The following is a 23,382-nucleotide window of genomic DNA, read 5'->3' on the forward strand; positions in this document are numbered from 1 at the left end:
TGCTGATCGGTCTTCAAGGCTGCCAGGCCGTTGAGCCGCGCCAGCTCTCCAACGATGAGCCGAAAGCGCCAGCCGTCTTGCGTTTGGCGCCAAGCTGCCAGGTCCTGGGGGGCGTTTACCGATGCGCGTGGGTCGAACCGGCGGGTTCCACTCGAACGCTCATGCTTTGAGGTAGTCCCCGATGAACTACACACACGAGCAGCTACCGGCCATCAACTCGCTTGCGCGGTTGGTAAAGCTTGTTGCCTTCGCAGGCACAGGCAAAACCACCACGCTAATCGGCTATGCCTTGGCGCGGCCGCAGAGCCGCATCCTTTACCTCTGCTACAACAAGAGCGTCGAGCAGGCGGCAAAGCAGCGGTTCCCCAACAACGTCGTATGCAAGACGTCTCACGGCCTCGCTTTCGGTGCCGTCGGCACGCGCTACAAGCACAAGCTCACGCAAAACCTCCGACTGATCGACGCAGCGAAAGCCATCAACAGTCAGAACTGGGATTTGGTCAGGTCGGTGCTGGAAACGCTGAACAATTACCTCGCCAGCGCGGATGCCGGCATTGAGCTCGACCACTGCCCTCCCGAGAAAATGAAGAACGAGCGGATGCGCCGGGCCGCCGCCGGCGTCGTGGCCGCAGCACGTCTACTCTGGGCCCGGATGCAGGACGTCGAAGACGGAGCGGTTGGAATGACGCACGACGGCTACTTGAAGCTATGGGCCCTCTCCAGGCCCAACCTGCGAAGCCGGTTTGATATTGTCCTCGGGGACGAGGCCCAGGACATCAATCCAGTGGTTGCCGGTGTCCTTGCAGATCAGGCCAGCTACGGCTTAGGGGTGGTGGTGTGCGGAGATGGCCACCAAATGCTCTACCGGTTCCGTGGAGCTGTGGATGCGCTGAACGCTTCGTGGCTCAATCGCGCCGAGGTGCATTACCTCACTCAGTCCTTCCGCTTTGGCAGCGCGGTTGCACACGTCGGGAACATGATCCTTTCGTTCAAAGGTGAACAGCGCCAGCTGGTAGGGCTTGGTCTGGCAACCCGAGTGACCAAAAAGCTCCCCGAGGGCCTGGAGCACCGCGCCATCCTTTGCCGAACCGTGGTCGGAGTAATCGAAAGCGCGCTGCGCTTGGCGGACCAAGGAGAAAAAATCTTCTGGGTCGGTGGGATTGATGGATACAACCTGCAGGCCTTGGAGGATCTCCATGCGCTGTCGATTGGTCAGTACGACCGGGTAAAAGGGAAAAAGCTGCTGCAGGAGTATCCGCAGTACACCTTCTACAAGGAAGTGGCGAGCGACAGCCAGGATCCGGAAATGCTGCGATCCATTCAGATCGTCGAGCAATACGCAAAAGACCTCCCTGCTCTCTTTGCCAAGCTGCGGTTAAGCGCCGTCGCCGACGAGCTCGAGGCGAGTGTCACGCTGAGCACCGCCCACAGAGCCAAGGGATTGGAATGGGATGCTGTGCAGCTCGCAGAGGATTTTTCGTTCGAGCCCTTCAACCCGAACAATGTCCGCGAAGCATGGGAGGACGAAATGAATCTCCTGTACGTCGCCTGCACCAGGGCTATGCAGGTTCTCGCGGTCAATGCCCCTGTTCTCGCGATCATGGCGGAATTCGTCGGACGCCGAGATGGCGTCAGGCCGGCCACGCCGCTCGTGTTCAAACAGGAGCGCCTTGCAGCGTGAATCTGCCTTGGGATTGCTCAGGATGGGCATAGCGTGGTGATTCCCGAGAAATGGAGAACGCCCATGCCCCACCCTTTCCTCATGATCCAGACCAGTGCGGGAGAGAGGCTCACGCTAAATCTCTCGCCCATGCTGCCGAAACAAAACACCGAGGCCCCCGAAGAGGCTGAGCCGCGTCGCCACTGGCAATTCACGAACACGAGCGCTGCGCGCATCAGGGAGTTTCTCAGCAAGCATGATGCCGGCTCGCTGTACCTGCGCCAGCAGCTGCTCATCCTGGTTGGGAATACTCTGGTCGACGCTGCTGCCAGCGCGCACGCGTAAACCTGACCGAAGGCTCAATGATGGCTCTTTGCCACAAGACCAAAGCCGTGGATAATGGCGGATTGCATGCGGACTGGATGCTTTGCCGCAGATCGTATCGAGGACTGAAAGATGCAAAATAAATCGGGGACGCCAAACAGCCTGTTGGACATCTGGCGCGAGCTTGAAGAAGTGCGCCAGGCCGCCCGCTCCAAGGCTCAAGGAGGCGATAAGGCCTCGGACACGCTGCTTGGTTATGTGTCCAGCATGATGGACCTCGCGCTGTACCCTATTGATTCGACCATCTACAGCAAGGTCGACGAGCGCGACGGCACTGCTGTGACGCCGGCGGGATACCCGTGGCAGGTATCGGCGACCGAAGGGAATGTGCGGCAGCTGGTGTGCATGGCTACCGGTGCCGTAACACTGAAGACGATCGAGCAACTCACCGCGGAGTTCTCGCTCGTACCGGTATCGCTCCCCGAGATCTATCGCCCGGACGTTCGTCTTTCCCCTGCTCAGCTCGATGACAAGTACAGCGACGGTTCTGCCCCCACGCATCCGTTTTTCACCAGCTTGCAGTGGCGCCACCATGTTGCCCAGAACCGTACCATCTACGGCTACTGGGAGTGGCTCAGCCAGCAGCTGCACTTCCTGAGCGCGGCCGAGGCCGCGTAAAGAAAAGGCCCGCAATCTGCGGGCCTTTATCGTTATCGGGCTCAAGAAGGTCGGCGAGCCAGGGTGAGCCAGCCTCAGGTCACTTCGCCCCCAGTTCGCGCTGAAGTTGCGCGATCAATAGCGCCGGCGTCATGCCCGGGTTTTGCAGAAGAACCGCGCGCGCGATCAGTGTCACCAGGTCGACGCCCAGCGCGTCCGCGATCTCCTGAGCCTTCACAAGGGAAGGCGTTTTGAGGCCGCGCTCCACCTCGCTGATGTAGCTCTGGCTGGGACCAACCGCTTCTTGCTGTACACCCCTCTCCTTCCTTGTTTGGCGAACGGCTTTGCCAAACGCTTCGCTCATATCCATTTTGCGTCTCTGGCAAAAGGGACGATGAAGCCTTCTGAGATGGCAAACAGCTATACTTGATAGCGTATATTTTTCGCCCCAGGATAGAGACTTGACCGGCAGTGACGCCCTTGGAGTCGGCATGAAAAACACCTACCCCGTAGAGTCAGTCCTCTACAGCAAGCAGGACGTCCGGACGGAGGCTGCTGGTGGCATGAACAGCATTGTGCCGGCAGGACATGCCTGGCTGGTAGTCGCCGCATCGGCGTCGACGCGCACGCTGAAGAGCACCACGACCGGCATAGAAATAGGGAGAGTTGTGGACGAGATTCGTGCTGCTTTTGCGCCAGCCCCGCTGACTGTTCCCGAGGCCTACCGGCAGGATCTCCAACTATCGCCGGTAGAACTAAGCGCCAGGTACGCCAGCAACTCCGTAGACACCCACCCGCTCCTACCAGTTCAGCTGTGGCGCCAGCACGTACAACAGCAACAGACCATGACGGGATACTGGGATTGGGTCAGCCAACAACTGGCCATGCTGGCGGGCGTAGATCGAAGCTAACGGCAGACAAACAAAAACGCCCGCTAAGCGGGCGTTTTTGCGTTTGGAGGGCTGCTCCAACAATTCTGCAGCCAGGGTATGGGAATGGATTAGCGCCTCGTAGCGAGCCTTGAAGGAGCCCTACTCGCCGGGCAGGTGAAATCGGGTGGTGTGGTGACCCACTTCGGTGGTCAGCATCATGAGGATCGGCAGATCGTCCTCTATCAAAGAAACGAGATAGGTGGACCTGATCTCGCCCTCATGAGCTAGCACGGCGAGGTTGGTTTCCACGCTCTCCTCACCAGCCACACCGAAGTCCCCACAGCAATGGCGCTCGAGCAGTGGAGCGAAAATTTCGTGTGCTGCAGCTGGCGAGCCGCACAGATGGACGATGCCCTTGGATACGAAAACCGCGCCGCAGTCGAAAAGGTGGTTCTGGGCCATGCCAAGGTCCTTGGAGAGTGAGTAGTCGCAACCAGGATGAGCTACCTCTGCAGGAACCCAAGCCGTCAGTACTTGGCTGGCAGGTCCACTCCTCCCTCCCATAGGACTCGCCACTCCTCAGCGTACTGGCGCGCCAGCTTCGGCACGTCGCGGAGCAACAGCACATTCTCGGCATTCTGGGAGTGTGCTGCTGCGGAGTAGTTGAAGCTGCCCAGCTGGACGCTACGGCCGTCGATCACCATGAACTTGTCATGCAGGATCGCGTATTGGCTGTTCAGCCGTACGGCAACGTTCTTATTGGCAAGAAACTGCGCCGCGGAGTAGCGCCGGCCAGTCCGGCTATTCGGGTCGTTCGCCTTCGCATCGGCGACTACTGCGACTTGGACACCTCGGTTGGCAGCCTTGAGCAGGGCCATGGCCACCGGCTTGCTTGTGAACGAATACGCCGCTACCAGGATTTCTGATTGAGCCGATTGAATCCCTTGAAGCACCACGTCCTGGGCGCCAGCTCTGGGAGAAAACCCAACCAGGTAAGAGGCCTCAGGGATCGGCGTGGTGGCGCCGGCGGCGCTCGCCCCCAGAGCAAGGACGAAGGAGATGAGCAAGGCCTTTCTTTGCATAGTGAACCTCAGCGGAACGTGATGTTGCCGATGAGGTTATTGGCCTGGCCACCCTGGGAGATGCGTTTTCCGGGCAAGAACACGACGAAAAGAACTGCTCAGCTTGCTCGTTCTGAAGCCCTGCCTTCAGCAACTTGGGATTGCTTGATGACTGCGTAGTGTGGGTGCCAGTACCAATCACACGAGATCGAGCATGTACCAGAGCACCCGCACCTCCAAAGCCGTAGGCCTTGAACTGAAAAACCTGCGTTCCTGCGCAAGCACCGACGGTGACGCATGGAGCGCCTCGGTGTACTTCGGCGGTAAGCGCATCGGCACCGCAATGTACGGCGGAACCGGAGGCCCGGTAGAGGTCGACGTCGATGACCAGACACTGATCAGCATTCGAAAAACGGTCGAAGGCGCTGGATATCAGATGCTGGATTTCAACGGCAGTCCCTACGTCGAGCCCGCCACTCTCCACGGCTTTGCAGAGTTCTTCTTCCACGAGTTGGCCGAGGAATCCATGATCCTGAAAAAGCTTCGGCCCAAGCTGCGGAAATCCACCTACGTCCACCTGCAAGGCGCACCGGAAGGCGAGTTCGTCGTCTACAACTGCGCGCTCAGTCCCGAGACGAAGAAGCACATCTTGAAGGCGGAAGGCGCCCAACTGGACTACATCCTCAACGAGAAAATCGCTGATCTGTTGTAACCGGCAAACCTCATCAAGCCCCGCTTCTGCGGGGCTTTTTGTTTGAGCAATCTCCCCAACCTTGGGATCACCGCTGGCCACCGTAGCTTGGAGGCCAGACATCCAGTCATCACTGGGTACAAGGCGAGATTCCCATGCAGCTATTCGACATCCCCACCGCCGCCGGCCAACCGGTCACGATCGAACTGGCACCACTTTCGCTGGAGTCGAAAGTCTCGGCCGCAGTTGCAGCCATCAAGCAGCAGGTTCTCGCCGGCATGCATCTGGTGGTGGCCTGGAGCGGGGGGAAAGACAGCAGCGTGACACTCAACTTGGCTTTCACTGCACTGCGCCAGCTCATTGCGGAGGGATTCAAAGCGCCGGCTCTGCACGTAGTCCACAGCAACACTGGCTTGGAAAATCCCGTGATTGAAATCTTCAACCAAGGTCAGATCAAGGCGATCAAGGAGTACGGCAAAACCACCGGCGTGGAAACACGCGTCTGGGTGGCATCTCCCAACCTCTCCAACGATTATCTGGTGGGTTTGCTGTCTGGGCGCACCATCATGGCCGTGGGCAACAACACGAAATGCCAGCAGATGCTCAAGGCCTCAGCGCTGGACCGGATCAAACGGCAGGTGAGGGCCTGGGTGGCCCAGCACGATGGCGTAAAACCCAATGACGCCATGATCGTCAGCCTGATCGGCACGCGCTTCGAGGAGAGTGCCCAGCGAGCAGCGCGCATGCTGCAGCGCGGTGAGAGCTCAACAGAGGCAGTAGATGCGATGGAAGACGGGCAACTGCTGTTGAGCCCCATTGCAGAGTGGAGCGCGTTCGATGTTTTCGGCTACCTCGGCCAGGTCCGTTCAGGAAAAATCGAGGCGTACGATTCCTTCGACGACCTGGTCGATATCTACCGCGACGCGAACGGCGGGGACTGTTTGGTTACAGCATACCTTGCCGGCCGTGAGCAGAGCCGGCCACCGTGTTCGGCCCGCACTGGGTGCTGGATCTGCGGCCGCATTGGAAAGGACACCAGTGCGGAAAACATGATCGCAACCGACGGCGGAAAGCACGCCTGGATGAAGCCGCTGAATGACCTGCGCAACTACATGCTTGCACGTCACTACGACCCCTCCGCCCGTTGCTGGCTGGCTCGCACAATCAACGAGGGTACGGGCACTATCAAGATCGTCCCGAACGCCTATGCCCCTGACTACACCCTGGAGCTGCTCCGCATCATCCTGACCATTCAGATCCGAGAGGAAAAATCCGCCTCGCGTCTGGGCATTGCTCCTCGCTTCCAACTGCTCGACGAGAAGCAGCTGATTGCCTTGGACTTACTCTGGGGCCGATACCAGTACCAGCGATCTTTCATGGCTCTGCGAACCTGGAAGGAAATCTACGAGGTAGGCAAACGCTACGAGATTCCCTCTCTCGAAGGCATACCCGCGTACTCCGAGAAGGACGTGGCCTACCGTGCCGAGGTGCCTTTTGCGGATAGCGAGTACTACAGTGCGTGGCGAGGATTCCGAAGCGTGTCGCACTCGGCCGCCGATTGGGAGGAGACCACAAGTCTGCCCAATGGGCAGTACGTCCAAAGCGCCAGCCTTGGCGAAGAGTTCGACATCGACGACGAAGGTGCTCTGCTGTTCTGGGAGTTCGAGCTGGACTACGCGCTAAACCGGATCACCGTCTTGGACAACCCTTCCGAAGTGGTCCATTACTTGGTCGGGCTTGGGACGGTCATTCTCTACAAGGGGAGCCTTGGCGAATGGGACCGAATGATGCGCGTTGGCAACCAAGCCTGGTTTCATGGCCTGATGCCGATCATCAATGATCCCATCGCATTGGTAGCCAAGCTTGGGGGCGAAGCGACTGGTCAACTATCTCTCTTCTGACTTTGCGGCCTGCGCGGGCTGCCGGCTAACCAAGTTTGTCCCATTACAAATGCCCATCATGCAACAAGGACACCTACCAATGAGCGCCAAACAGAGTAACGAACAAACCCCTGGATGTTTGGTTGATGTCGATCAGTCCCTGCTGGAACGCTGTCAGAGACTGATCGAGGCCGGGGAAACCGTCGAGGCTGTTAAAACTTACCGCGCCGCAACCGGTTGTGGCCTTGCGACAGCTCAGCGAGCACTGGGCCTCAGGCTGTGAGGACGTGACCACCCCATCCTCCGGTACATCAGTCATGCTGCTGGCATTCCTTCGCCAGCTCATATCCCGCCGCACGCGCCTCTGCCGGCGAGTCGAAATCTACCTGGTCGCGACGGTTCAGACGACGTTTGGTGGTGCAACCCTCGGGCAGGTAGAAGATATTCGTTCGTCTGTTCCCAACCACGGGACCGGTCCAGCTGTCGACGACGCCCTCCTCCACTACCGGACGCAATGCAGACTCTCGATCTGCCGCATCCAGCCCATCCGCCGATGGGACATAGCCCGAAACCCAAGCTCGCGCTCCGGTGACAAAGAGATTGGGCACACCGGTGAGGGCCTCGAGCCTCTTCTCGCGCTCAGCCTCCCAGGGAGTCACGGGAAAGCTCCGGTCCCATTCCATGAGCAGGTCCTGCTGCTGCTCGCTCAACCGGATCGCATACCGGTCGGCCATGTAGAAAGTCACCCGGGCCACGAGTCCTTTCACTTCATCGCGCGGCTCAAACAGTCCAGCTCCTCGGTCGAATTTTGAAGGGCACAGCCCGTAGCGAGGGAGAGAACTGGGCAGCTCACCGAGATCAGCGCCAGCGCGATCCATTGCAACCTCGCCTCCGGCCGGTACCAGATTGTGCAGATCGGTGGCCATGGCCTGGAATGCGTCGTCACCGGCGGAGCAGGCCTTCTCCCCACCGCGGCGCCAGCACTCCCTCCCCTTGCCCATAGCCTGCAGCGGAACGATAGGTGCCCAGGTCAGTTGCTGAGCCGCGCGTGGCTGGGTGCTGGCCACGTAGCCGCATACGCTCAGCTGCATCTTGCCGGCGCCGTTTTTCGTCCAGGCCCAAGTGCAGCCGCAGTACAAGTCGCCAATCCCGGTCTGGTTCCAACCGGCGTAGAGCCTGCGCAGTTCAATGCCTGCGGCGTCCGGCGCAAGGCCGCGATCCGGTGCTGCGTTCACCGAGCAAGCCATGAAAGCGAGCAATACCCCTGCGGCCCTTGCGCACCGGGGGATGGTGTTGGGCAGCCGTTGAAGATCCGCTGCCACAGAAAACAGGGAAAAGCTGGTCATCGAGCACGTCTCCACCGGATATTTCCGGGCACGCTACCCGTTCGGCAGAAGCCCAGGCGTCGTTTTCTGCCGCGTTTATGGTCGGAAAACCTGAGCTTGGGGAACCCGCCGGCGATGGTAAGGTTGCGGTACCGCTACCTAACGTGAGGCGTTGCGATGGGACTTCCCCAAGAAACCACCATTTCATCTTCGGTACTCCTGCAGCTGCTGCAGGTCGCTTCAGCGTCGATCCCGCACTCGTTCAACGGCCAGTGTCCTGACGTGGTCGAGGGCCCAGACGTACGTGACCATGACTGCCCAGCGTGCCAAGCGCTGATCGCTGCGGAGAACGAAATCCCGTGGCTGCGAGAGTCGGCAGGGCGCGAACTTGCTCCCAAGTAGCGACGAGCGAAGCTATTGACCCATAACCGGGAAGGAACACGGAGGCCAGATGAAGGACCAGGGCGAGTACACCGAAGAGGACCGCATTTACGGTGCATGGCTGGGCGTGCGGAGTCGAATCCACAAAATCGACTATGGCCAGGCCGACGAAGACTTCCTGGGGCAGCGCAGCGTGCTCTACGGCGAGATGGAAGATTTGGCGGCGAAGTACCGCGAGATCACTGGAAGGTCGATCAGCCACGGATAGCCGAAAAGACAAGCCCCGCATCTGCGGGGCTTTTGTTTGTCTGCGGTTTAGAAAAAAACTCCCTTCGGAGCACCGCAACAGCTACTGCGGAGGCCTCATCGGTGCCGCGTCCAACTGTACAACGCGACCACCGCCCCATCACTCCTCCCATAGGTCGGCACGCCACAAGCGCAACCACAGAACCGGCATCGACGTCTCTGTGAGTTCGCACCGACCATCCCAGTTCGGAACTGGCTCCTCCGCGCCGGGCCAACAGCAATTGCGCCGCATCACCGTAGGAGCGAGTAGGCATGAGCTTCAGGTGCGAAATTCCCAGGGCCGCCAGTACCCACGCATCCATCTCGCATGAACCTGGCTGTCTGCCCAAAAGCGAGATCCGTTCCAGTACCTCTCCCCTGCTCGGCCGCCCCCGGGAAAAATTTTCACCGGGCATGTCGCCAGCAATCGGGCACAAGTCTGCAGGCAAGCATCTCCACCGGAACCACGCCTCATTGCTGGCTTGGTCGATCTGGTGGCCAAGACGGACAAGAGGGCCGTCGGGGTTCGATAGTACGCCGGCAACCCAGCCTGCGATCGATGCCCTCTGCACGACACGAGCGGAACCAGCCCGCGGGTATATGCTGAGCCTGCTCATTCCAGTTGCCCCAGCAGATGCGTGATTCGCTCGATCCGGCGCCGCAAGAAAATGGTGATGCCGCTGATCGGCATGCTGATGAGCACAATGGCCAGGAAAGCGTACTGAGCAAAGCTTGCTGCCTTGCGCCAAGCCTGTCCCGCGCGCACGGCATCCGCCTTGTAATTCTCAGCCTCTGGGGTTTCGACCCGGGCATCAGCTGCCATCTCCATTGCATAGATCCACTGGCCGTCGGCACGGATGAGCGACTCCCCTCGGCGCAGACCATCAGCAACCGCCTTCTGCGCGTCGGTCCCCGTGTTACCGCGCCAAAGATCGAGTTGGGCTGTCAGAAACTCCCGGTCCTTCTGCTCCAGCGGAGCATGTTCGATGAGTTCGGCAACCTTTGCGTAATCTCGAGCCCGAACCGCGAAATGCAGAGGAAAACGGGCGCGAACCCGACCTTCCATCCTGGTTGGCGTCTCCACTACCTTGTAAACGCTCTCAGGCACCTGCAGACGTTCGATTCCCCCGTTGAGTCGATGCTGCTGAGCGATTTGGCCGACAGCGACCGACACTCCCAGCGCCAGCACTGTCGATACCAACGCCCCCTGCGTAATCCAAGAGAGCTTTTTCTCCTTGCGCTGAAGCTCCCGTAGCGGACCCTGTGCAATCACCTCGGCGAACATCACCTGGCGAACAACTGGCATCTCGGCTGCTGCCCACCGACTGGTCTGCTTCATGCGAGAAGCTCCAGCATGCCGCTGATCCGCTCGATGCGACGACGAAGGATGTAGCCGAAGGTGCTCGCGATGAATGAGGCCAATGCGCAAGCCATGACCACATTGCGGGCGACATTCCCGGCTTCTCGCCAGACCTGCTCCGATCGCTTGGATGCCGTCATGTACGAGACCGCTAGCGGAGACTCAACCGGACCACCAGCAGCAGTCTCAAGCGCAAAGGCCCATTGACCGCTGAAGTCCGTCAGCCGCTCCCCTTTACGGATATCTTGCGCGACAGCTTTCTGTGCCGGCGTCCCTACCTTGTTATCAAACAGCTCGATCTGTGCGTCGACGAAATTTCGTTCCTTTTCGGGCAGCTGGATGTCTCTCAGGTAGGCGCGAACATGCATGTGCTTGTTCTTCTGCAAAGCTTGGCGAAATTCCAGGCTGTCAGAGGTGCTATCTGGTGCATACAGGCCCGCCATAGTCATCACGGCCGGAACTGAGAGGATCATGATTCCCCCCAGCACGCCGGAGATCGCTGTCGTAACCTCCCCGGAGATGAACATCCGGACGAATGCCGCCACAAAAACGACCCCTGCCATTAGGGGCAGGAGACTTATGAGGAAGCTAGGGAGAGTTTTCAGTCCCAGGGGCTTGGCAAACTCCGACAGCGGGTCACCGGATGGCGCCTTGGAGGTGGCTGCATCGACAGCCTGAAATACGCTCGCCGGCACCTGCATTTCGTCAATGCCAGCATCAAGCCTGTATTGGTGAGCGACCAGGCTGAACACGCCCCAAAGGACCAAGGCCAGCACGTTCGCCCCGAAGAACCCAAGTGACGCTTTGTGAAACCAATTTTGTCGATCACGCAAAAGACTCAACGGACCTTGGGTTACGGACTCAACGAACGAAAGCTCACCCTCCACCTGTGGCTTATGCCTCTCGGCACCGAACAACGCCTTGAAGCGTGCCTTGAAGCTGACCATCAGTGCAGCTCCTTGGCGGTTGGCTTAATGCCGGCGCCAGCGACCAGTTTCGCGAGACCGCTGCGCATATCCAGGATGGTTTTTTCCGCCTTGGCGCGCTCCGCAACTCCTTCGCGCTGGATTTTGATGACGTCGCCGACGGTCTGTACCAGCAGATTCTGGCACTGCTGCAGTGTCTCGACGTCGATCACCAAGCGTTGGTTCGCCTTGGCGGTGGCCACGGCGTTCTGGTGCAGCAGCTGGGCATTGCGACGGAGCAGTTCGTTGGTGGTGTCGTCGATAGTGTCAGCCAACTCAACGGCATTGCGCTGCTCGTTCAGCGCCAGCGCCAGCATGAACTGCCGCTTCCAGGTAGGAACTGTCGTCTCGCGGATCGTGTAGAACTTGTCGATAAGCATCTGGTTGTTGGCTTGGATGATGCGAATCGCCGGCAGCGACTGCATCGCCGACTGCTGGAGCGCCATCAGGTCGCCGACACGCTTGTTGAGGTTGGCAATCATCCCATCCAGGTCGGACAACTCCTGAACCCGAGCGGGGTCGTTGCCGATGGAATCACGCAGTTGATCGGCTTCGGCCTGCAGGTCACGGAGCCGGGCCTTGCCGGCGGCGATGTGGATGCCGAGCAGCCGATGTTCTTCGCGCACGCCGGCGAACATCTCGTGGAGCGCCTGGTTTCGAGTCGCAATGCTCGCCTGGGTCTGCGAGACCTCATCCACCAGGCGCTCGATCTGCTGGCGGGTAGTTTCGAACTCGGCGCGGACCTTCACGCCTTTCATGGCCACCCGGTCAATCAGCGGGCCAATCAGCGGCACCCTGGAGCGCCGGTGGTGCAACGAACTCACATTGAACGCCTGAGCTGCAGCGACCACCTGCGTGAGTTTTACGCCGGCCTCGTCGAGGTCACGGTTGTTGACCTGATCCAGGAGCGAGTCGGCGTAAGCGGATGTGTGATCGGCAACCTCGCGGCCGAACTCTGCGATCGACAGCGGGTTGTCACGGTTGATACGCCCGGCGACTTCGTATATCGCGGGCACATCAGCCTCTCGCAAGCCCAGATCCATGAGGTTCACGCCATCGAGGGCAATAACATTCTGTTCAGCCATGGAGTAGCTCCTTTCAGGCAGAAAAATTCTGTTCGGGGGAAGAGAGATCGGTCGCCGGCGCGCGGAGCGCTCGGTATCCAAGGACCAGCAGGGTGCTGAACAGCACCGACATGATGTACAGCCGCTGCAGCACGCCCAAGGCGCCAGCGGCAACCCGCGATACGGGGGCGTCGATGACCTCGTGGCGGTGGCAGGCGCTATAGACGGGAACCTCAGAAAGCGGTTGAGGCGCGTCCTGGCAAACAACGAGGCGCAATTTTCCGTCCTGAGCCGCGGGGCCAACTCGTTGCACGTCGACCAGCAGTTGGACGAGCCCGTTGGTGGCGCCGCTCGCGGACCAGCCGCTTGCGGCCGCGATCAATAGCGTCGCTGTTGCCATCGGGATCACGACGAACGACAGCAGGCACACCAAGGCAACTTCCTTGGCCTGCTGCAGCGTGTTGCGGAACCTGTAGGTGCTTTTGCTCACGTCGACACTCCTATGTCTGCTGGATCAGTCCTGGGTGATGCCCTCGAGGCTGCTGGAGAGGCTCGCCATCAACGCTTTGTGCGCCCGGCTGGCCTCGGCAACGAGCGATGGGCTCATGTGCTTCGTGGTGATCAGGGTGAGGCTGTGTTGGCGCCACACGGGTACCAGGACGTCAACCGTCTCGTTAACGCGATCGAGCATGTCGATGGCCTGAGCGCGGGTGAGCTTCATCTGGTTGATGCTGAGTTCGTGGGAGGCCAGCAGCGCCGCCAAATTCGCAATTTTGCGAGCGAGGCGTTCGCGCGGCCGATCGAACTCCATGCCGGCGCCTTGCGGTTCGCCGACGGTGGGGTTTTCCTCCAGGAACTCTCGTCCGGCGCGGATGTAGGTCTGGATCGCCTGAACGTCGGTGGCATGCGATTCGATGAGCTCGGACAGCTTGGAGATCGTGTCTCGAACTGCCTGCGCCTGGCCCTCGGCAGTTGCGATCATCTCGTCCAGCGTTTTTCGAGCCACCTGGTAGCGCACCTGTTTCTCCAAGCCGCCACCAAACATGCGTTCCCAGAAATTGGGCTCTTTGCTGATTCGCTCGGGCGAGGCATCAGCCATCTTGGTGAGGATCTGGGATAGCTGCTTGGTAAGCGCCCCCATCGAGCCGCGCTGCATTAGCGAGCCCAGCTGGTCGATGCTTTTCCCGGCGCCCTCGGTGTTCCCGTATTCACTGATGCGGGATGGATCACGGAACAGGTCGGGGAGCACCTGGTGCTTGAGGTGATCGACCGTGATCACTTGTTGGGTCATCTATGGCACCTCCTGAGTGAGAGGTCCCATGATTCCTGGGCTGCAACCCTGTCAGAGGCTATTTCCGTCGCTTTTCGTGCAGGAAAACGAAACTCATAGCTTGCTGGCCAGCTTGGGTTCCCAGCAGCCCCCCATAGCCTGGCAATCCCTCCCCCGAAGGATTTCCAAGGCATGAGCATCAGTGTTCCCAGCTGGCTATCGCGCTATCAAAGCGGCGAGCGCCTCGGCCGAGCCCAAGCCGTGATGTCGTATGCCGATTACTACTGCATCGATGGATCCGCAGACACCGATCCGGAGATCGAGGAGCGCCTTGGCTACTCAGCGCCAGCCATGACTGCCTACGCAAGCCGAACAGGAACACGCACTACCCTGGCGGCGATGCGCGAAGCCGGTTGGCGGCTGTTAATTTCCGCCGCCGGCGCGCTCCGAACGGAAGGTTTCGAGCGGTATGCCCTTGATAACGGTGCCTGGAGCGCGTTCCAGCAACAAACGAAGTTTGACGAAACAGCTTTCGGCCGGGCGCTGGAGAAGGTCGGCGAGAAGGCGGACTGGGTGGTCCTACCCGATATTGTGGCCGGCGGCATGGAATCCTTGGATTTCAGTCTCCAATGGCTTGAGCGCCTGCAGGGGTTTCCCCAAACGCTGCTGCTCGCGGTGCAGGACGGCATGACCCCCGATGATGTGCGCGATCTTCTGAGCCCTGCAGTTGGCATATTCCTGGGTGGGTCCACCGAGTGGGAGCTGCAGACGATGGAGGCATGGGGTGTCCTGGCTCGCCGCCGCAACTGCTACTTCCACGTGGGGCGAGTGAATAGCGCGCGCCGAATTGCAATGTGCTCGGCCGCCGGCGCCAGCAGCTTCGACGGCACCAGCGTCACGCGATTCGCGAACACGCTACCGCGGCTTGACGCAGCGCTGAGCTTCGCCGGTGAGCAGAAGGATCTGTTCGATCTGAGCTGCCAGCATCTCCAGGAAACGCCGTACGATTGCCGGTGGCCACTGTGAACGAAGAAGCCCGCTGACGCGGGCTTGGGGATTGGGGATTGGGGATTGGGGTGATGCAGTTTCCGCCAGACCTACGCTACGACGTTGGCCGTTTGAGCAGATGCTCGATGTCGACTTCGGCCTTGGACCTGCTGGTGTGGGCCTTGGATTCGAGCGCAACCAACTCCTCTTCTCGCAACAGCTTCAGGGTTCTGCAAACCCTGAGATAGGCCTGAGCCTCGATCGCGTAGCTAAGCCGATCTACTGGCGCCGAAGCCTCACTGATCTTGTCGAGCAGCGTCTGTGCTTGCTTGCGCGTGGAGTCAGCGAGGCGCTTCAGGTGCTCCAGCCGGGCCTCGCAAGCCTTGCAGCCTGGTGCAGGGGTGATGCGCCGCTGATACTGGCGCTCAAGCCGCATACGCGCGGCCGCCCACTCCTCACCTGGTCGGGCCTGCAGGCGCACAAACTCATCGTCGAAGGGAGGAGTATCTCTCATCGGGAACCTACCGAATCTGGTTCTTTAATCACGACTGCGCTGCAGCGCGATGTATGCCTCGGTGACCCGATCAAGCGACCTCGATAGCAGGAACAGCGGGTGGCCAATCTCCTTGCGAAGGAAGGAAGGCCCTTGGCTTCCCCCTCCCCCCACTACGAACAGCGCCTGCTCCGGCATCAACGAGGCCGCGTAAGGGTCGCCCTGCAGCTGGAACTCGCTTTCCAGATTCCACACCTCGACCTCTTCGGGAAGAACTCTCCAAAGGGCCGCCAGAAGCAGCGGTATCGACTGACGTGCATGGTCACGGTTATCCGCGTCCACGAATACCACTCGCTCGTCTTGGGCGCGATCGGAGTGCTCGCGCGAGTACGCGCTGCACATAGCTCTGAAAATCATGCTTTGGCAGACCTTTCGGAAAGTGGCAAACCGGTCAGTGCCGCTAGCTTTGCCCGCAATTTATCAAGGGCAGCAACCATCAGGTGGGCCTCCCCGGGGCTACCGGCGAATCTGCCGCACTCTTCGCAACCCAGTTGGAAAAGCAGCGCTCCGAGAGCCTTTGCTTCATCAGCATCCCAGCTGCCGGCGCCAGCGTGAGCCACGGAAGTTTCGCCGACCAGGGCAACAGAGATGGAGATGTAGGGTTTTCCGCTCATCGTTGATGTCCTGTCTGGGGATGGGCTGGATAGGTTGTCCTGTACTGGCCGAAAGAATACACCCAGGGCCACGGGCGCGCGCGATGCCGCCGGACAAGAAAATGCCCGCTTACGCGGGCACATCGGTGGATTACTCGATATCGACTACAGATTCCGGTATGCGGCCGCAAATATTAGCCCTGACCCTTTCGATAGTCAGTGATTCGCTCTGGGAAGGCCGGTATCGCCAGCCCTTTCGGATCGTTGTAGACGTCCCAGTACCACCAGCCGCCTGGCTTGTGCTCACGGTTATACCAGCGAATTTTTTCGTTCCGGCGTGCAAGGTATGCCGGAGTGTTCATACCGAACACCTCGAGCGGGTATTCCGTGCTCTTGCCCATGTCGAGAAGCCAGAAGTCAGGGAAAATCTCGTCCTCAGCTTCGAAGCGTGGCGGCTTGAAGAAGGCGCGCCCTTCGGCGTGCAGCTTGGCCTCGATCATTGCCTCGTATTCGGAGCCGAGTGGGATCATGCGGTCGCTCACGCGCATCAATGCAAAATTCAGCACGTCAGCGTACCGGTCCTTCTTCAGGTTCAGTTGCGCGATAGCGATAACCTTGTGCCCGTTCTTCCAAGCATTCAACTCGTTGGAGAAGCTGCGCTCTACGCGACGCAGTACCTCCACGCGAATATCCATCGTGGGCATGCCAAATGGGCGGGAGAGCGGCAACTTACTCAGATCATGACGATCTGCGTCGTAGATGGCCAAAGGGGCGACGGCTATCAACCTCCTCGAACGGTCTTTGGCTGTTTGGAATACCGCGGCATTTTGTCGTGCCCGGGGCGAGTCCTTATCTGCCGGCACCAACAGCACGTCGTCAACGGTCATGTGGCTCGCGCGAATCCGCTTCGCAGCTTTGGAGGCCCAGAACGCCACCCGATCCGGCGTGCGCTGCCCCTCCATCGCCGGGTACCAGTTGGCGAGGCCAGCTTCAAGCCAGAGCAGCTGCAGCAGACCTAGCAAGCTCATCGCCGGTTTTTTTACGCCGGGAGCTCTTGCCTCAGTCGCCTCGTCGGCGCCTTCGACCGGGGCAGCATCCTTAACCCGAAGACCGTGCGCCAGGCGAATACGCAGCGTGTTGTCGTCTGCCTCTTCGACAACACCATCCGCATAACCCTGCAGGCCTGAACGATCATGGGCGTGAGCGTGGAATCGGCAGTCGTTGGCATGCTCCCAACCCGTCTTGGCGTACCGAGCAAGGTGGTAGCTGTCGCTGTCCTCGCGGTGCTTGACCGAGAGAAGGCGATCGCCTTTGCCCGGGCAGAGGCACGTAACCGCGGTTCCGTGCGCTCTTTGCAAGGCCGATTTCCATCGCTCCTGATACTGCGCCTGTGTCTGGAACTCCACTGAGTAAACCTGCTGGATGCTGTTCACTCTCACCTCATAGACCTTCTTCGACATTGTCACTCCATGAAATGGCTGGTACGCCCCTCAGGCCGCGTGTGCTGCTAACACCTTGCCTGAAATTCCATCTGCGCGGCCAGGCCCGACGCTTCGCACCGCATCAAGTATCAGCACAAATGCGGAATACCAATGGCATCCCAGTCAGCAGCGCTTGGAGAAAATCCTTCCACCCATGGCCACGTGATATTCAGATCCACCTCTTCCGAGGCAAAGACGCCAGTCGTGACATCCAGGTAGTCGATTTCCCAGACGTAACTCCGTGCGCCGTCGGCGCCGGCGAGGAAGCACAGCGCGACCATGTCGTGGTAACCCTCGGGGGGTTCCGGCCGGCGCCAGCCTGGCAGTAGGTGAGCGTGGCTCGGCGGATCCGCGCGATTCACCCCTTTGTACAGATCAATGGCTGCGTTGAGCATGCGACATTTCCTGGCTGGAGGACTGAGCGTTGAGGTAGTAGCGCCCGTCGTTGGAGGAAACATTCCAGCTCGCCGGATCGGACAAGATCGGGCGAATGATGACGTGCATCCCAGGAAGGTCACGGACTAACTCCTGAAACTCATCCCAGTCGGGGAGCGGGTTGCGACGGGCCAGAGGAGACAGCGGCCCTCCTACGGTGTCGACGATCAGCGAACGCACACGTCCAGGTGTTGGCGTGTGCATACGCGTGACCACATAAGGGCCCTGCAACCTGAGGAAGAAAGCCCCAACACGCGGTAACGGCGCGCCGACGGAAAGACTGGGCTCTTCGGCGTCAAACCAGATCTGGTAGCTGCCCCAGGTCTGATCGGTGTAGGGATCGAGGGCCGGTGGCCGATGGTCCTGTTTCTGCATCTCGAATTCCTCTGTGGGGGATGCCGGCACAATGGTGCCGACCTGCACAACCGGCTTGATGAGGTTGTGCCTGGCGCCAGCGTAGGGAGCAGTTGGGATTGGCGGTTCAGCTTTCATACCGGTTTTGAGCAGAAAAAAGCCCCTGCGACTAGCGGCTGGTCCTAGCACTGACCTCGGCAGCAAGTTGCTCAATCTGCTCAACAGTCATCTGACTGGTGAGGTTCAGCGCCGCGGCGATACGCCGCGCCATGGCGTGCCGCTGTTCAGGCGACATGCTGTAGCAGTAGGTGGTGGTGGCCACACCACCACCCGCGGTGTTCTCCATCCCCTTAAAGCGAACAGAGCAGGCTCGGTACCCGCCGTGCTGGCTGTACAGCCGGCCAACGAAGTCGACCTCAGCCATGCTTCCCAACCTCCGGGCATCCAGGAAGTGCCAGCAACGCGGCGGCACGAAGAGAGAGATGGTTGCCGTTGACCAATCCCCCGGACAAACCTGCGCACTGGCCGATGAACGTCCGCCATTGCTCGGCCACAACAGCACCCCCACGCAAGTCCGCCAGCAGGCTCGCCACACCGCTTTGCAACTCATCGCTATCAAAGCCGGCAACGAAGCGTTCTGCCTGGTCCAACACGTGGGTTACGGGGTTGCTGGAACTTCCTCCAGCGAGATGCTGACCCCACGCCTCCTCGGCGTTGTCGATCAAGGCCATGAGCGAGGTGTGGGCAATGTGTGATCGTGGGATACCTGCCGTTGCCAGTTGCTCAAGCGCCAACAGCAGGCCCGGGAGATGGAGTGCACTGATTTCCATTGGTACGACTCGGTAGGGAAGGGATTTCAGCCTATCGAGGGGGGAGAGAAACCCAAGCGGGAGATGGCGATACCGGAATCTGTAGTCGTAAACCGACTTTCGACTACAAATTCCGGCTTAGAAAGCGAGAGAAGTTAGGCCTTGTTCACCCTAACGTATTCTTCAGCATCGGCAATAACTCTATCCATTTCACTATTAAGATACGTAACGCTCGCTCGATCAGTGAGCTCCTTGAATTCACTCAGCAAGAAGGGAGCCATCTGCCATGAAATGTGCTCTGAGGAGCATTTCTTGTCCATACATTTAGCTATACCGACTTCGTTCATCACCTGTATACCAGTTTCGAACTCATCAATAGACATGACTGTAAATGGATGATCGATCAGCAAAGACTCAGGCAATCCTGCATCAGACAACCGCTGCCTAACAAGCTTCTCCAGTATTGAGCGTGATTGAGGATTAAAAAGAAGCCACTCAACAAGCGTGACGATAACAGGGAAAACTTTCCTACTTCCAACATCGAAATCAGTGTGGCCGTCCTTAATGTCAGCGAGATTCTTGTAGTTCTGAACTACAAACTTAGCGAGCTTGTCCATCTCCTGATCGATAGCGGCGGTATCAAATTCGTAGCGAGCGCGAAGGTTTAGTCGCTTGGCTTTAGCTTCAACCAACAAAACAGACTCGCTATCGAGTATCGCCCAGTCGGCGCCGTGTTTCTGTGCCTTCTTTATCATATACGGCTCAAGTTTTTTAACCTCAAGTTTGTTCGAGGCCAATTCAACTGCTATCTCGCCCACATAATTTTCGTAAGCTGCACCGTATACATCCTCGAAGCCTGGTATTTCAGTAAAATCGTAGAAAATTCCGTCCGAAATTCGCTCAAGAAGAAATCTCGGTATCGGACAGAACGCAACAGCTGGCGAGTTGGGCAGAATTACAAGAGGTGTTTTCCGTAGTGGATTAATGGTATATGACCAATTCCCATTGTATTCTTGAACGCTTTTTGTTCGTTCACGTAGATCAGCAAGGGGAAACATGATCTTCTGGAAAAAAACATTTCTCAGTGTGTCATCAATCCCAAGCTCCCTGTAACTCTGGCTCAAGTTAAAGTATGGCTTGTTGAGCAGCGCCCCCGCCATGGCGACCCCCATCAAGTAATATTGAGAGACCGTTAAGCCTGTACGATCAGCTATTAATGCATTAAGATTCGACTCGCGGTATATCCGATGAAAGCGAGCTAGCTTTATATGCAAAGATCTTTGCCATGGGAATTGCTGCTGGGCGAGCCGGTGCATCTCATGCAAGATGACATCACCAGGGGCTAAATCTCGCTGCTTGTCCTGTAGCTTTCTAATCAAGTTCACTGCTGCGATCAGGTCTCTAACCCTGTATAAATCCTTGCCGTCAGACGAACTGGGAGCAGCATTCAAAATAACTTCACGAGAGAGAATATCTAGTTCCCATGGGTGTACTAGGCCACGAAGTGTTGCACGGCCCGTCGGGTTGATATTGGCAAACTCCGAAGAAACCGCCTTATCATTATCTAGATTCTGGCTGTAGTGCCATAGTGCGACCAGCGAGTTTTGCAATTCAAGTTTCTGCGCAAAATTTCGCAGCGGTTTGTAATAGTGATACATCCCCTCTCCTAACATACTTCGCTGCGCGACACGGGTTAGCCAAACCTCATCCGCTGAGCTTCGAAAGTGATCCGGTTCAAGAGGCAGTACCCTGCTGGGTAGCCTTGAACGAAATCAGACTTCAATCCTGATTCACTCTGGATCATGCAAGCTTCGACGTTGAATGAGAATCCTGCGGAAGAATATTTCTGCGAGTTTATGCGGCAGGTGGTGCCCACGAAGCTCGCGCCCTCAATCTCGGACCACAGCAAATGAATTCCCTCAGCGAACAGCCCCTCGGCGGTGACGCTGAATATCCTCATCACGCGACCTGTCTGTGGAACCAGGGAAAAGAACTCCCCATTGGGTAGTATCGGGGGGAAGTACTTCCCCTCCTCCAGCTTGCGGAACTCCAAATCCTTCCTCCGGTTGAATTGCTTTCCCTCGCCCTCAGTGGGAGTCAGAGGGGGTGAGCCAACGCATCACATTCCTGCCTGGCGCATGGGCCCTAAGCACTGGCAGCCCCACGCCAATTATCCGCTGCGTATCCGAAACCCAAGCCCGAAAGCGTGGGTCGTGATTCGAAGGAAAACCGGCCTCAACTTGTTCTTCGCTTCGCGACACGGTGTCAGTCACAGTCAGACTTCCATCTCTTATCTATGGAAGTCTGGGCTTTCATTTCGCATAGCAGCATGGTTAAACCACCTGCTTATGGCTGATGCCTCCAGATATGGCTGACACCTAGTGCCCCGGCACAGATCTCTATCGGAGCGTGGGAACACCTAGCCCGACTCAGCCATCACGTTCAGCTATCCCTTGATGACTGACTGGGATGGCTGACGCCCGTATTTCTGCGGGTTGCGCTGCACTAGGCTCCATGGGATCACGATAAAGGCTGACGTCATGTCAGCTACTCGGATCGCGCGTCAGGCACCTCGGCCAGGCTGCGGAACGAGGCTTGTGTAACCTGCCTGGTGACTTTGCCGTGATGAGCTTGAAGCGACTTTCGAAGGGCACGGTTTTCAGAGGCAAGCTGCCGCAGTGTCGCGAGCTCCGTCTCATAAGCACGCACCAGCCCTTTCAACGGCTGCTTGACGAAACTGAACGCTCCAACTGGGTACTTGAAGCCAATCCCTTTGTTGATCGTGCGCACCGACCGCCCCTGCGCAGAGATGAAGATCCGCACCCAATACGCTGCAAACGAGTTCTCGGATGGTTCCAGTACAGCGATTCCGATTGGTACGTGCCCCTTCTTATCAACCTGCAGCGCAAGCGCCCGCTGGAAAAACTGGTCACGCATTTCCTCGGCCTGCTCGCGAAGCTGCTTGTACAGCTGATCGACGACGGCAACAGGGTCTGGGGTTGTGCTTGGTGATGATGACAAAAGCGATCTCCTACTTGGCTTGGGATCATTTTTTGCCGTGGTAGAACAGAAATAGGTTTTTTTCTTGCCACTTTTTGGTTGGAAAAAGCCTTTCAGACGGAATCTTGGGCGCCAACATCTGCATCGCCGTCAAACGTCGCAGCTTTGTTGCGTGACTCACCTGGTTAGCAGCTGAGCCACGAACTCCAAACGAAGTGATGCGTGTTGCGCCGTCATCCAACGGCATTCCGTCGCATGATCAACTGAAGGACAGATCCAGATGCAGAGATTCCTTGGCCTCGATATCGGCTATAGCAACGTAATCGGGGTATATGGCCACGGCGAATCCGAGTTTCAGACCTTTCAAGGCCCCGCTCAGGCTGCGCCTTTGACCTGTCTACCCGGTGATGCGGGCCTTCGGGCTGGAGAGGTAATTGTTACTGTCGGCGATACACAGTGGGTTGCATTTGCGTCTCCGGGACGCGTTCAAGAAGGAAGAGAGCTTCACGAGGACTACACGACAACGGATGCTTATGAAGCATTGTTCAAAGCATCGCTTTTGCATGCCGCACAGGATGGCGACACGATCCACAGGCTTGTGACTGGGCTTCCCGTAAGCCAAGCGCGTGATGATAGCTACGTCGAACAAGTACGGAGCCGGATGCTTGGTCGCCATAAAGTTTCTCTGAAACGCGAAATTACAGTTGAACATGTGCAAGTGGTTGCTCAGCCACTCGGAACACTGACTGACATCTATTGCAATACCGTGCACGGCGCCGTACTGGAGCAATCCCTCACCCTCGTAATCGATCCTGGGTTCTTCAGTGTTGACTGGGTAGTTTTTGACCATCAGGAACTGGTGGCGAAATCCAGTGGAAGCAGCCTGAAAGCTATGTCTGTACTTCTTGACGCCTGCAACGAAGAAATCGCTAAGGATAACGGTGGCGTGCCTGGTGTTGAGAAGATCGAGCATGCACTCCAAACTGGAAATGACTACATCTACCTCTTCGGACAAAAGGTTCTCCTTGACGACTACCTCCGTCTCGCAGCAGATCGCGTAATTCCAGGAGTATTCACCGAAATCAAACAAGGTCTGCGCTTCTTGCGCGGGCGCACTGTCGACTGTGTTGTTCTAGGCGGTGGTGGAGCAGATACCTATGAACGATTTGCTCGTAGTGAATTCCCGGAAGCGCTAGTCATTAAACCCGACAACAGTGTTCGCAGTAATGCGGACGGATTCGCCTGTTTGGCAAAATACTAATCCGATGGCGCAGGGACGCGCCTGGCCAAGGAAATATTATGCGCCTTCAATGCAGAATAACGCCTGCGGAGCAAGAGTTGTACGAGCACTTGGATAACATTCCGCCCGAGTACC

30 protein-coding genes are annotated in these 23,382 nt (G+C 58.3%); 10 read left to right on the top strand and 20 right to left on the bottom strand.

All coding sequences use genetic code 11. The features are described from left to right. The first annotated feature begins 181 nt into the window (after window positions 1-181). From MJ122_RS27130 to MJ122_RS27140, 3 genes are all read left to right on the top strand, one after another. Complete coding sequence (locus MJ122_RS27130) at window positions 182-1,681, top strand: UvrD-helicase domain-containing protein (protein WP_239746830.1); 1,500 nt, start codon at window positions 182-184, stop codon at window positions 1,679-1,681. Between the two features lie 63 nt (window positions 1,682-1,744). Beyond that, entirely contained in the window at window positions 1,745-2,005 is a 261-nt protein-coding gene (locus MJ122_RS27135) for a hypothetical protein (protein ID WP_239746831.1), read from the top strand. A gap of 111 nt (window positions 2,006-2,116) precedes the next feature. Next, complete coding sequence (locus MJ122_RS27140) at window positions 2,117-2,662, top strand: hypothetical protein (RefSeq protein ID WP_239746832.1); 546 nt, start codon at window positions 2,117-2,119, stop codon at window positions 2,660-2,662. Window positions 2,663-2,741: 79 nt separating this feature from the next. On the opposite strand, the gene MJ122_RS27145 is transcribed toward MJ122_RS27140, so the two are convergent. Continuing rightward, window positions 2,742-3,011: a helix-turn-helix transcriptional regulator gene (locus MJ122_RS27145; protein ID WP_024766020.1), complete on the bottom strand. Its 270-nt coding sequence runs from the start codon at window positions 3,009-3,011 to the stop codon at window positions 2,742-2,744. Window positions 3,012-3,132: 121 nt separating this feature from the next. Between MJ122_RS27145 and MJ122_RS27150 the strand changes: the two genes are divergently transcribed. After that, a complete protein-coding gene (locus MJ122_RS27150; protein WP_192225826.1) occupies window positions 3,133-3,552 on the top strand; it encodes a hypothetical protein in 420 nt (139 codons plus the stop codon). 120 nt (window positions 3,553-3,672) lie between these two features. Here MJ122_RS27150 and MJ122_RS27155 read toward each other — a convergent pair whose 3' ends face one another. Further along, a complete protein-coding gene (locus MJ122_RS27155; RefSeq protein ID WP_239746833.1) occupies window positions 3,673-3,975 on the bottom strand; it encodes a hypothetical protein in 303 nt (100 codons plus the stop codon). Between the two features lie 65 nt (window positions 3,976-4,040). Beyond that, window positions 4,041-4,580: a phospholipase D family protein gene (locus tag MJ122_RS27160; protein WP_239746834.1), complete on the bottom strand. Its 540-nt coding sequence runs from the start codon at window positions 4,578-4,580 to the stop codon at window positions 4,041-4,043. A gap of 208 nt (window positions 4,581-4,788) precedes the next feature. Here MJ122_RS27160 and MJ122_RS27165 point away from each other — a divergent pair, with 208 nt between their 5' ends. The 3 genes from MJ122_RS27165 to MJ122_RS27175 all read left to right on the top strand — a co-directional run bounded on the left by MJ122_RS27165 (window position 4,789) and on the right by MJ122_RS27175 (window position 7,428). Then, on the top strand, window positions 4,789-5,286 hold the full coding sequence (locus MJ122_RS27165) for a hypothetical protein (protein WP_239746835.1): 498 nt from the start codon (window positions 4,789-4,791) through the stop codon (window positions 5,284-5,286). Between the two features lie 134 nt (window positions 5,287-5,420). After that, a complete protein-coding gene (locus tag MJ122_RS27170) occupies window positions 5,421-7,166 on the top strand; it encodes a phosphoadenosine phosphosulfate reductase family protein (RefSeq protein WP_239746836.1) in 1,746 nt (581 codons plus the stop codon). Between the two features lie 79 nt (window positions 7,167-7,245). Then, on the top strand, window positions 7,246-7,428 hold the full coding sequence (locus tag MJ122_RS27175; protein ID WP_239746837.1) for a hypothetical protein: 183 nt from the start codon (window positions 7,246-7,248) through the stop codon (window positions 7,426-7,428). 28 nt (window positions 7,429-7,456) lie between these two features. Here MJ122_RS27175 and MJ122_RS27180 read toward each other — a convergent pair whose 3' ends face one another. After that, window positions 7,457-8,491 carry an endonuclease gene (locus MJ122_RS27180; protein WP_239746838.1) on the bottom strand — a complete coding sequence of 345 codons (1,035 nt, stop codon included), beginning with the start codon at window positions 8,489-8,491 and terminating at the stop codon, window positions 7,457-7,459. Window positions 8,492-8,921: 430 nt separating this feature from the next. On the opposite strand from MJ122_RS27180, the gene MJ122_RS27185 reads away from it, so the two are divergent. Further along, complete coding sequence (locus MJ122_RS27185; RefSeq protein WP_239746839.1) at window positions 8,922-9,119, top strand: hypothetical protein; 198 nt, start codon at window positions 8,922-8,924, stop codon at window positions 9,117-9,119. 630 nt (window positions 9,120-9,749) lie between these two features. On the opposite strand, the gene MJ122_RS27190 is transcribed toward MJ122_RS27185, so the two are convergent. Genes MJ122_RS27190 through MJ122_RS27210 form a run of 5 tightly spaced genes read right to left on the bottom strand, consistent with a single transcriptional unit; the run spans window position 9,750 to window position 13,816 of the window. Further along, entirely contained in the window at window positions 9,750-10,475 is a 726-nt protein-coding gene (locus MJ122_RS27190; protein WP_239746840.1) for a hypothetical protein, read from the bottom strand. After that, window positions 10,472-11,443, bottom strand: a complete 972-nt coding sequence (locus MJ122_RS27195; RefSeq protein WP_239746841.1) for a hypothetical protein — start codon at window positions 11,441-11,443, stop codon at window positions 10,472-10,474. The genes MJ122_RS27190 and MJ122_RS27195 overlap by 4 nt, the downstream gene beginning before the upstream one ends. Then, a complete protein-coding gene (locus MJ122_RS27200) occupies window positions 11,443-12,546 on the bottom strand; it encodes a toxic anion resistance protein (protein ID WP_275590852.1) in 1,104 nt (367 codons plus the stop codon). Before MJ122_RS27200 ends, MJ122_RS27195 begins: the two co-directional genes overlap by 1 nt. A 13-nt stretch (window positions 12,547-12,559) precedes the next feature. Beyond that, window positions 12,560-13,015, bottom strand: a complete 456-nt coding sequence (locus tag MJ122_RS27205; protein WP_239746842.1) for a hypothetical protein — start codon at window positions 13,013-13,015, stop codon at window positions 12,560-12,562. A gap of 24 nt (window positions 13,016-13,039) precedes the next feature. Beyond that, on the bottom strand, window positions 13,040-13,816 hold the full coding sequence (locus tag MJ122_RS27210; protein WP_239746843.1) for a toxic anion resistance protein: 777 nt from the start codon (window positions 13,814-13,816) through the stop codon (window positions 13,040-13,042). 171 nt (window positions 13,817-13,987) lie between these two features. On the opposite strand from MJ122_RS27210, the gene MJ122_RS27215 reads away from it, so the two are divergent. Continuing rightward, window positions 13,988-14,821: a hypothetical protein gene (locus MJ122_RS27215; RefSeq protein WP_239746844.1), complete on the top strand. Its 834-nt coding sequence runs from the start codon at window positions 13,988-13,990 to the stop codon at window positions 14,819-14,821. Window positions 14,822-14,897: 76 nt separating this feature from the next. Here the strand turns inward: MJ122_RS27215 and MJ122_RS27220 are convergent, their stop codons facing one another. The 11 genes from MJ122_RS27220 to mobI all read right to left on the bottom strand — a co-directional run bounded on the left by MJ122_RS27220 (window position 14,898) and on the right by mobI (window position 22,028). Further along, window positions 14,898-15,296 carry a hypothetical protein gene (locus MJ122_RS27220; RefSeq protein ID WP_239746845.1) on the bottom strand — a complete coding sequence of 133 codons (399 nt, stop codon included), beginning with the start codon at window positions 15,294-15,296 and terminating at the stop codon, window positions 14,898-14,900. 24 nt (window positions 15,297-15,320) lie between these two features. Beyond that, window positions 15,321-15,617, bottom strand: a complete 297-nt coding sequence (locus tag MJ122_RS27225) for a hypothetical protein (RefSeq protein ID WP_239746846.1) — start codon at window positions 15,615-15,617, stop codon at window positions 15,321-15,323. A 71-nt stretch (window positions 15,618-15,688) separates the two neighbouring features. Next, window positions 15,689-15,949: a hypothetical protein gene (locus tag MJ122_RS27230; protein ID WP_239746847.1), complete on the bottom strand. Its 261-nt coding sequence runs from the start codon at window positions 15,947-15,949 to the stop codon at window positions 15,689-15,691. 173 nt (window positions 15,950-16,122) lie between these two features. Beyond that, on the bottom strand, window positions 16,123-17,388 hold the full coding sequence (locus tag MJ122_RS27235) for a DUF1173 family protein (RefSeq protein WP_239746848.1): 1,266 nt from the start codon (window positions 17,386-17,388) through the stop codon (window positions 16,123-16,125). Between the two features lie 110 nt (window positions 17,389-17,498). After that, complete coding sequence (locus MJ122_RS27240) at window positions 17,499-17,804, bottom strand: hypothetical protein (protein ID WP_239746849.1); 306 nt, start codon at window positions 17,802-17,804, stop codon at window positions 17,499-17,501. Then, window positions 17,785-18,219 (bottom strand): hypothetical protein, encoded by a 435-nt coding sequence (locus MJ122_RS27245; RefSeq protein ID WP_239746850.1) that lies wholly within the window; start codon window positions 18,217-18,219, stop codon window positions 17,785-17,787. Before MJ122_RS27245 ends, MJ122_RS27240 begins: the two co-directional genes overlap by 20 nt. Window positions 18,220-18,367: 148 nt before the next feature. Beyond that, complete coding sequence (locus MJ122_RS27250) at window positions 18,368-18,622, bottom strand: hypothetical protein (RefSeq protein ID WP_239746851.1); 255 nt, start codon at window positions 18,620-18,622, stop codon at window positions 18,368-18,370. Beyond that, complete coding sequence (locus MJ122_RS27255; protein WP_239746852.1) at window positions 18,615-19,028, bottom strand: hypothetical protein; 414 nt, start codon at window positions 19,026-19,028, stop codon at window positions 18,615-18,617. The genes MJ122_RS27250 and MJ122_RS27255 overlap by 8 nt, the downstream gene beginning before the upstream one ends. 134 nt (window positions 19,029-19,162) lie before the next feature. Next, window positions 19,163-20,665 (bottom strand): hypothetical protein, encoded by a 1,503-nt coding sequence (locus tag MJ122_RS27260; protein WP_239746853.1) that lies wholly within the window; start codon window positions 20,663-20,665, stop codon window positions 19,163-19,165. Window positions 20,666-20,700: 35 nt separating this feature from the next. Beyond that, window positions 20,701-21,060 carry a hypothetical protein gene (locus MJ122_RS27265; protein ID WP_239746854.1) on the bottom strand — a complete coding sequence of 120 codons (360 nt, stop codon included), beginning with the start codon at window positions 21,058-21,060 and terminating at the stop codon, window positions 20,701-20,703. A 494-nt stretch (window positions 21,061-21,554) separates the two neighbouring features. Beyond that, entirely contained in the window at window positions 21,555-22,028 is a 474-nt protein-coding gene (gene mobI, locus MJ122_RS27270; protein WP_192225808.1) for a conjugative transfer protein MobI(A/C), read from the bottom strand. Window positions 22,029-22,287: 259 nt separating this feature from the next. Between mobI and MJ122_RS27275 the strand changes: the two genes are divergently transcribed. After that, window positions 22,288-23,268: a ParM/StbA family protein gene (locus tag MJ122_RS27275; RefSeq protein WP_239746855.1), complete on the top strand. Its 981-nt coding sequence runs from the start codon at window positions 22,288-22,290 to the stop codon at window positions 23,266-23,268. Window positions 23,269-23,382: the final 114 nt, after the last annotated feature.

Origin of the sequence: Pseudomonas sp. DP-17, assembly GCF_022380625.1 — a bacterium.
In the GTDB taxonomy this organism is placed as follows: Bacteria; Pseudomonadota; Gammaproteobacteria; order Pseudomonadales; family Pseudomonadaceae; genus Pseudomonas; species Pseudomonas nitroreducens_A.

Excerpts from the sequence above, each read along its gene's own strand:
- MJ122_RS27260 (WP_239746853.1), bottom strand. The coding sequence starts at position 20,665 with ATGTATCACTATTACAAACCGCTGCGAAATTTTGCGCAGAAACTTGAA.
- MJ122_RS27170 (WP_239746836.1), top strand. The coding sequence starts at position 5,421 with ATGCAGCTATTCGACATCCCCACCGCCGCCGGCCAACCGGTCACGATC.
- MJ122_RS27220 (WP_239746845.1), bottom strand. The coding sequence starts at position 15,296 with ATGAGAGATACTCCTCCCTTCGACGATGAGTTTGTGCGCCTGCAGGCC.
- MJ122_RS27145 (WP_024766020.1), bottom strand. The coding sequence starts at position 3,011 with ATGGATATGAGCGAAGCGTTTGGCAAAGCCGTTCGCCAAACAAGGAAG.
- MJ122_RS27150 (WP_192225826.1), top strand. The coding sequence starts at position 3,133 with ATGAAAAACACCTACCCCGTAGAGTCAGTCCTCTACAGCAAGCAGGAC.
- MJ122_RS27185 (WP_239746839.1), top strand. The coding sequence starts at position 8,922 with ATGAAGGACCAGGGCGAGTACACCGAAGAGGACCGCATTTACGGTGCA.
- MJ122_RS27140 (WP_239746832.1), top strand. The coding sequence starts at position 2,117 with ATGCAAAATAAATCGGGGACGCCAAACAGCCTGTTGGACATCTGGCGC.
- MJ122_RS27245 (WP_239746850.1), bottom strand. The coding sequence starts at position 18,219 with ATGCAGAAACAGGACCATCGGCCACCGGCCCTCGATCCCTACACCGAT.
- MJ122_RS27235 (WP_239746848.1), bottom strand. The coding sequence starts at position 17,388 with ATGTCGAAGAAGGTCTATGAGGTGAGAGTGAACAGCATCCAGCAGGTT.
- MJ122_RS27240 (WP_239746849.1), bottom strand. The coding sequence starts at position 17,804 with ATGCTCAACGCAGCCATTGATCTGTACAAAGGGGTGAATCGCGCGGAT.
- MJ122_RS27130 (WP_239746830.1), top strand. The coding sequence starts at position 182 with ATGAACTACACACACGAGCAGCTACCGGCCATCAACTCGCTTGCGCGG.
- MJ122_RS27175 (WP_239746837.1), top strand. The coding sequence starts at position 7,246 with ATGAGCGCCAAACAGAGTAACGAACAAACCCCTGGATGTTTGGTTGAT.
- MJ122_RS27195 (WP_239746841.1), bottom strand. The coding sequence starts at position 11,443 with ATGGTCAGCTTCAAGGCACGCTTCAAGGCGTTGTTCGGTGCCGAGAGG.
- MJ122_RS27135 (WP_239746831.1), top strand. The coding sequence starts at position 1,745 with ATGCCCCACCCTTTCCTCATGATCCAGACCAGTGCGGGAGAGAGGCTC.
- MJ122_RS27255 (WP_239746852.1), bottom strand. The coding sequence starts at position 19,028 with ATGGAAATCAGTGCACTCCATCTCCCGGGCCTGCTGTTGGCGCTTGAG.
- MJ122_RS27200 (WP_275590852.1), bottom strand. The coding sequence starts at position 12,546 with ATGGCTGAACAGAATGTTATTGCCCTCGATGGCGTGAACCTCATGGAT.
- MJ122_RS27180 (WP_239746838.1), bottom strand. The coding sequence starts at position 8,491 with ATGACCAGCTTTTCCCTGTTTTCTGTGGCAGCGGATCTTCAACGGCTG.
- MJ122_RS27230 (WP_239746847.1), bottom strand. The coding sequence starts at position 15,949 with ATGAGCGGAAAACCCTACATCTCCATCTCTGTTGCCCTGGTCGGCGAA.
- MJ122_RS27275 (WP_239746855.1), top strand. The coding sequence starts at position 22,288 with ATGCAGAGATTCCTTGGCCTCGATATCGGCTATAGCAACGTAATCGGG.
- MJ122_RS27215 (WP_239746844.1), top strand. The coding sequence starts at position 13,988 with ATGAGCATCAGTGTTCCCAGCTGGCTATCGCGCTATCAAAGCGGCGAG.
- MJ122_RS27155 (WP_239746833.1), bottom strand. The coding sequence starts at position 3,975 with ATGGCCCAGAACCACCTTTTCGACTGCGGCGCGGTTTTCGTATCCAAG.
- MJ122_RS27165 (WP_239746835.1), top strand. The coding sequence starts at position 4,789 with ATGTACCAGAGCACCCGCACCTCCAAAGCCGTAGGCCTTGAACTGAAA.
- MJ122_RS27210 (WP_239746843.1), bottom strand. The coding sequence starts at position 13,816 with ATGACCCAACAAGTGATCACGGTCGATCACCTCAAGCACCAGGTGCTC.
- MJ122_RS27190 (WP_239746840.1), bottom strand. The coding sequence starts at position 10,475 with ATGAAGCAGACCAGTCGGTGGGCAGCAGCCGAGATGCCAGTTGTTCGC.
- MJ122_RS27250 (WP_239746851.1), bottom strand. The coding sequence starts at position 18,622 with ATGGCTGAGGTCGACTTCGTTGGCCGGCTGTACAGCCAGCACGGCGGG.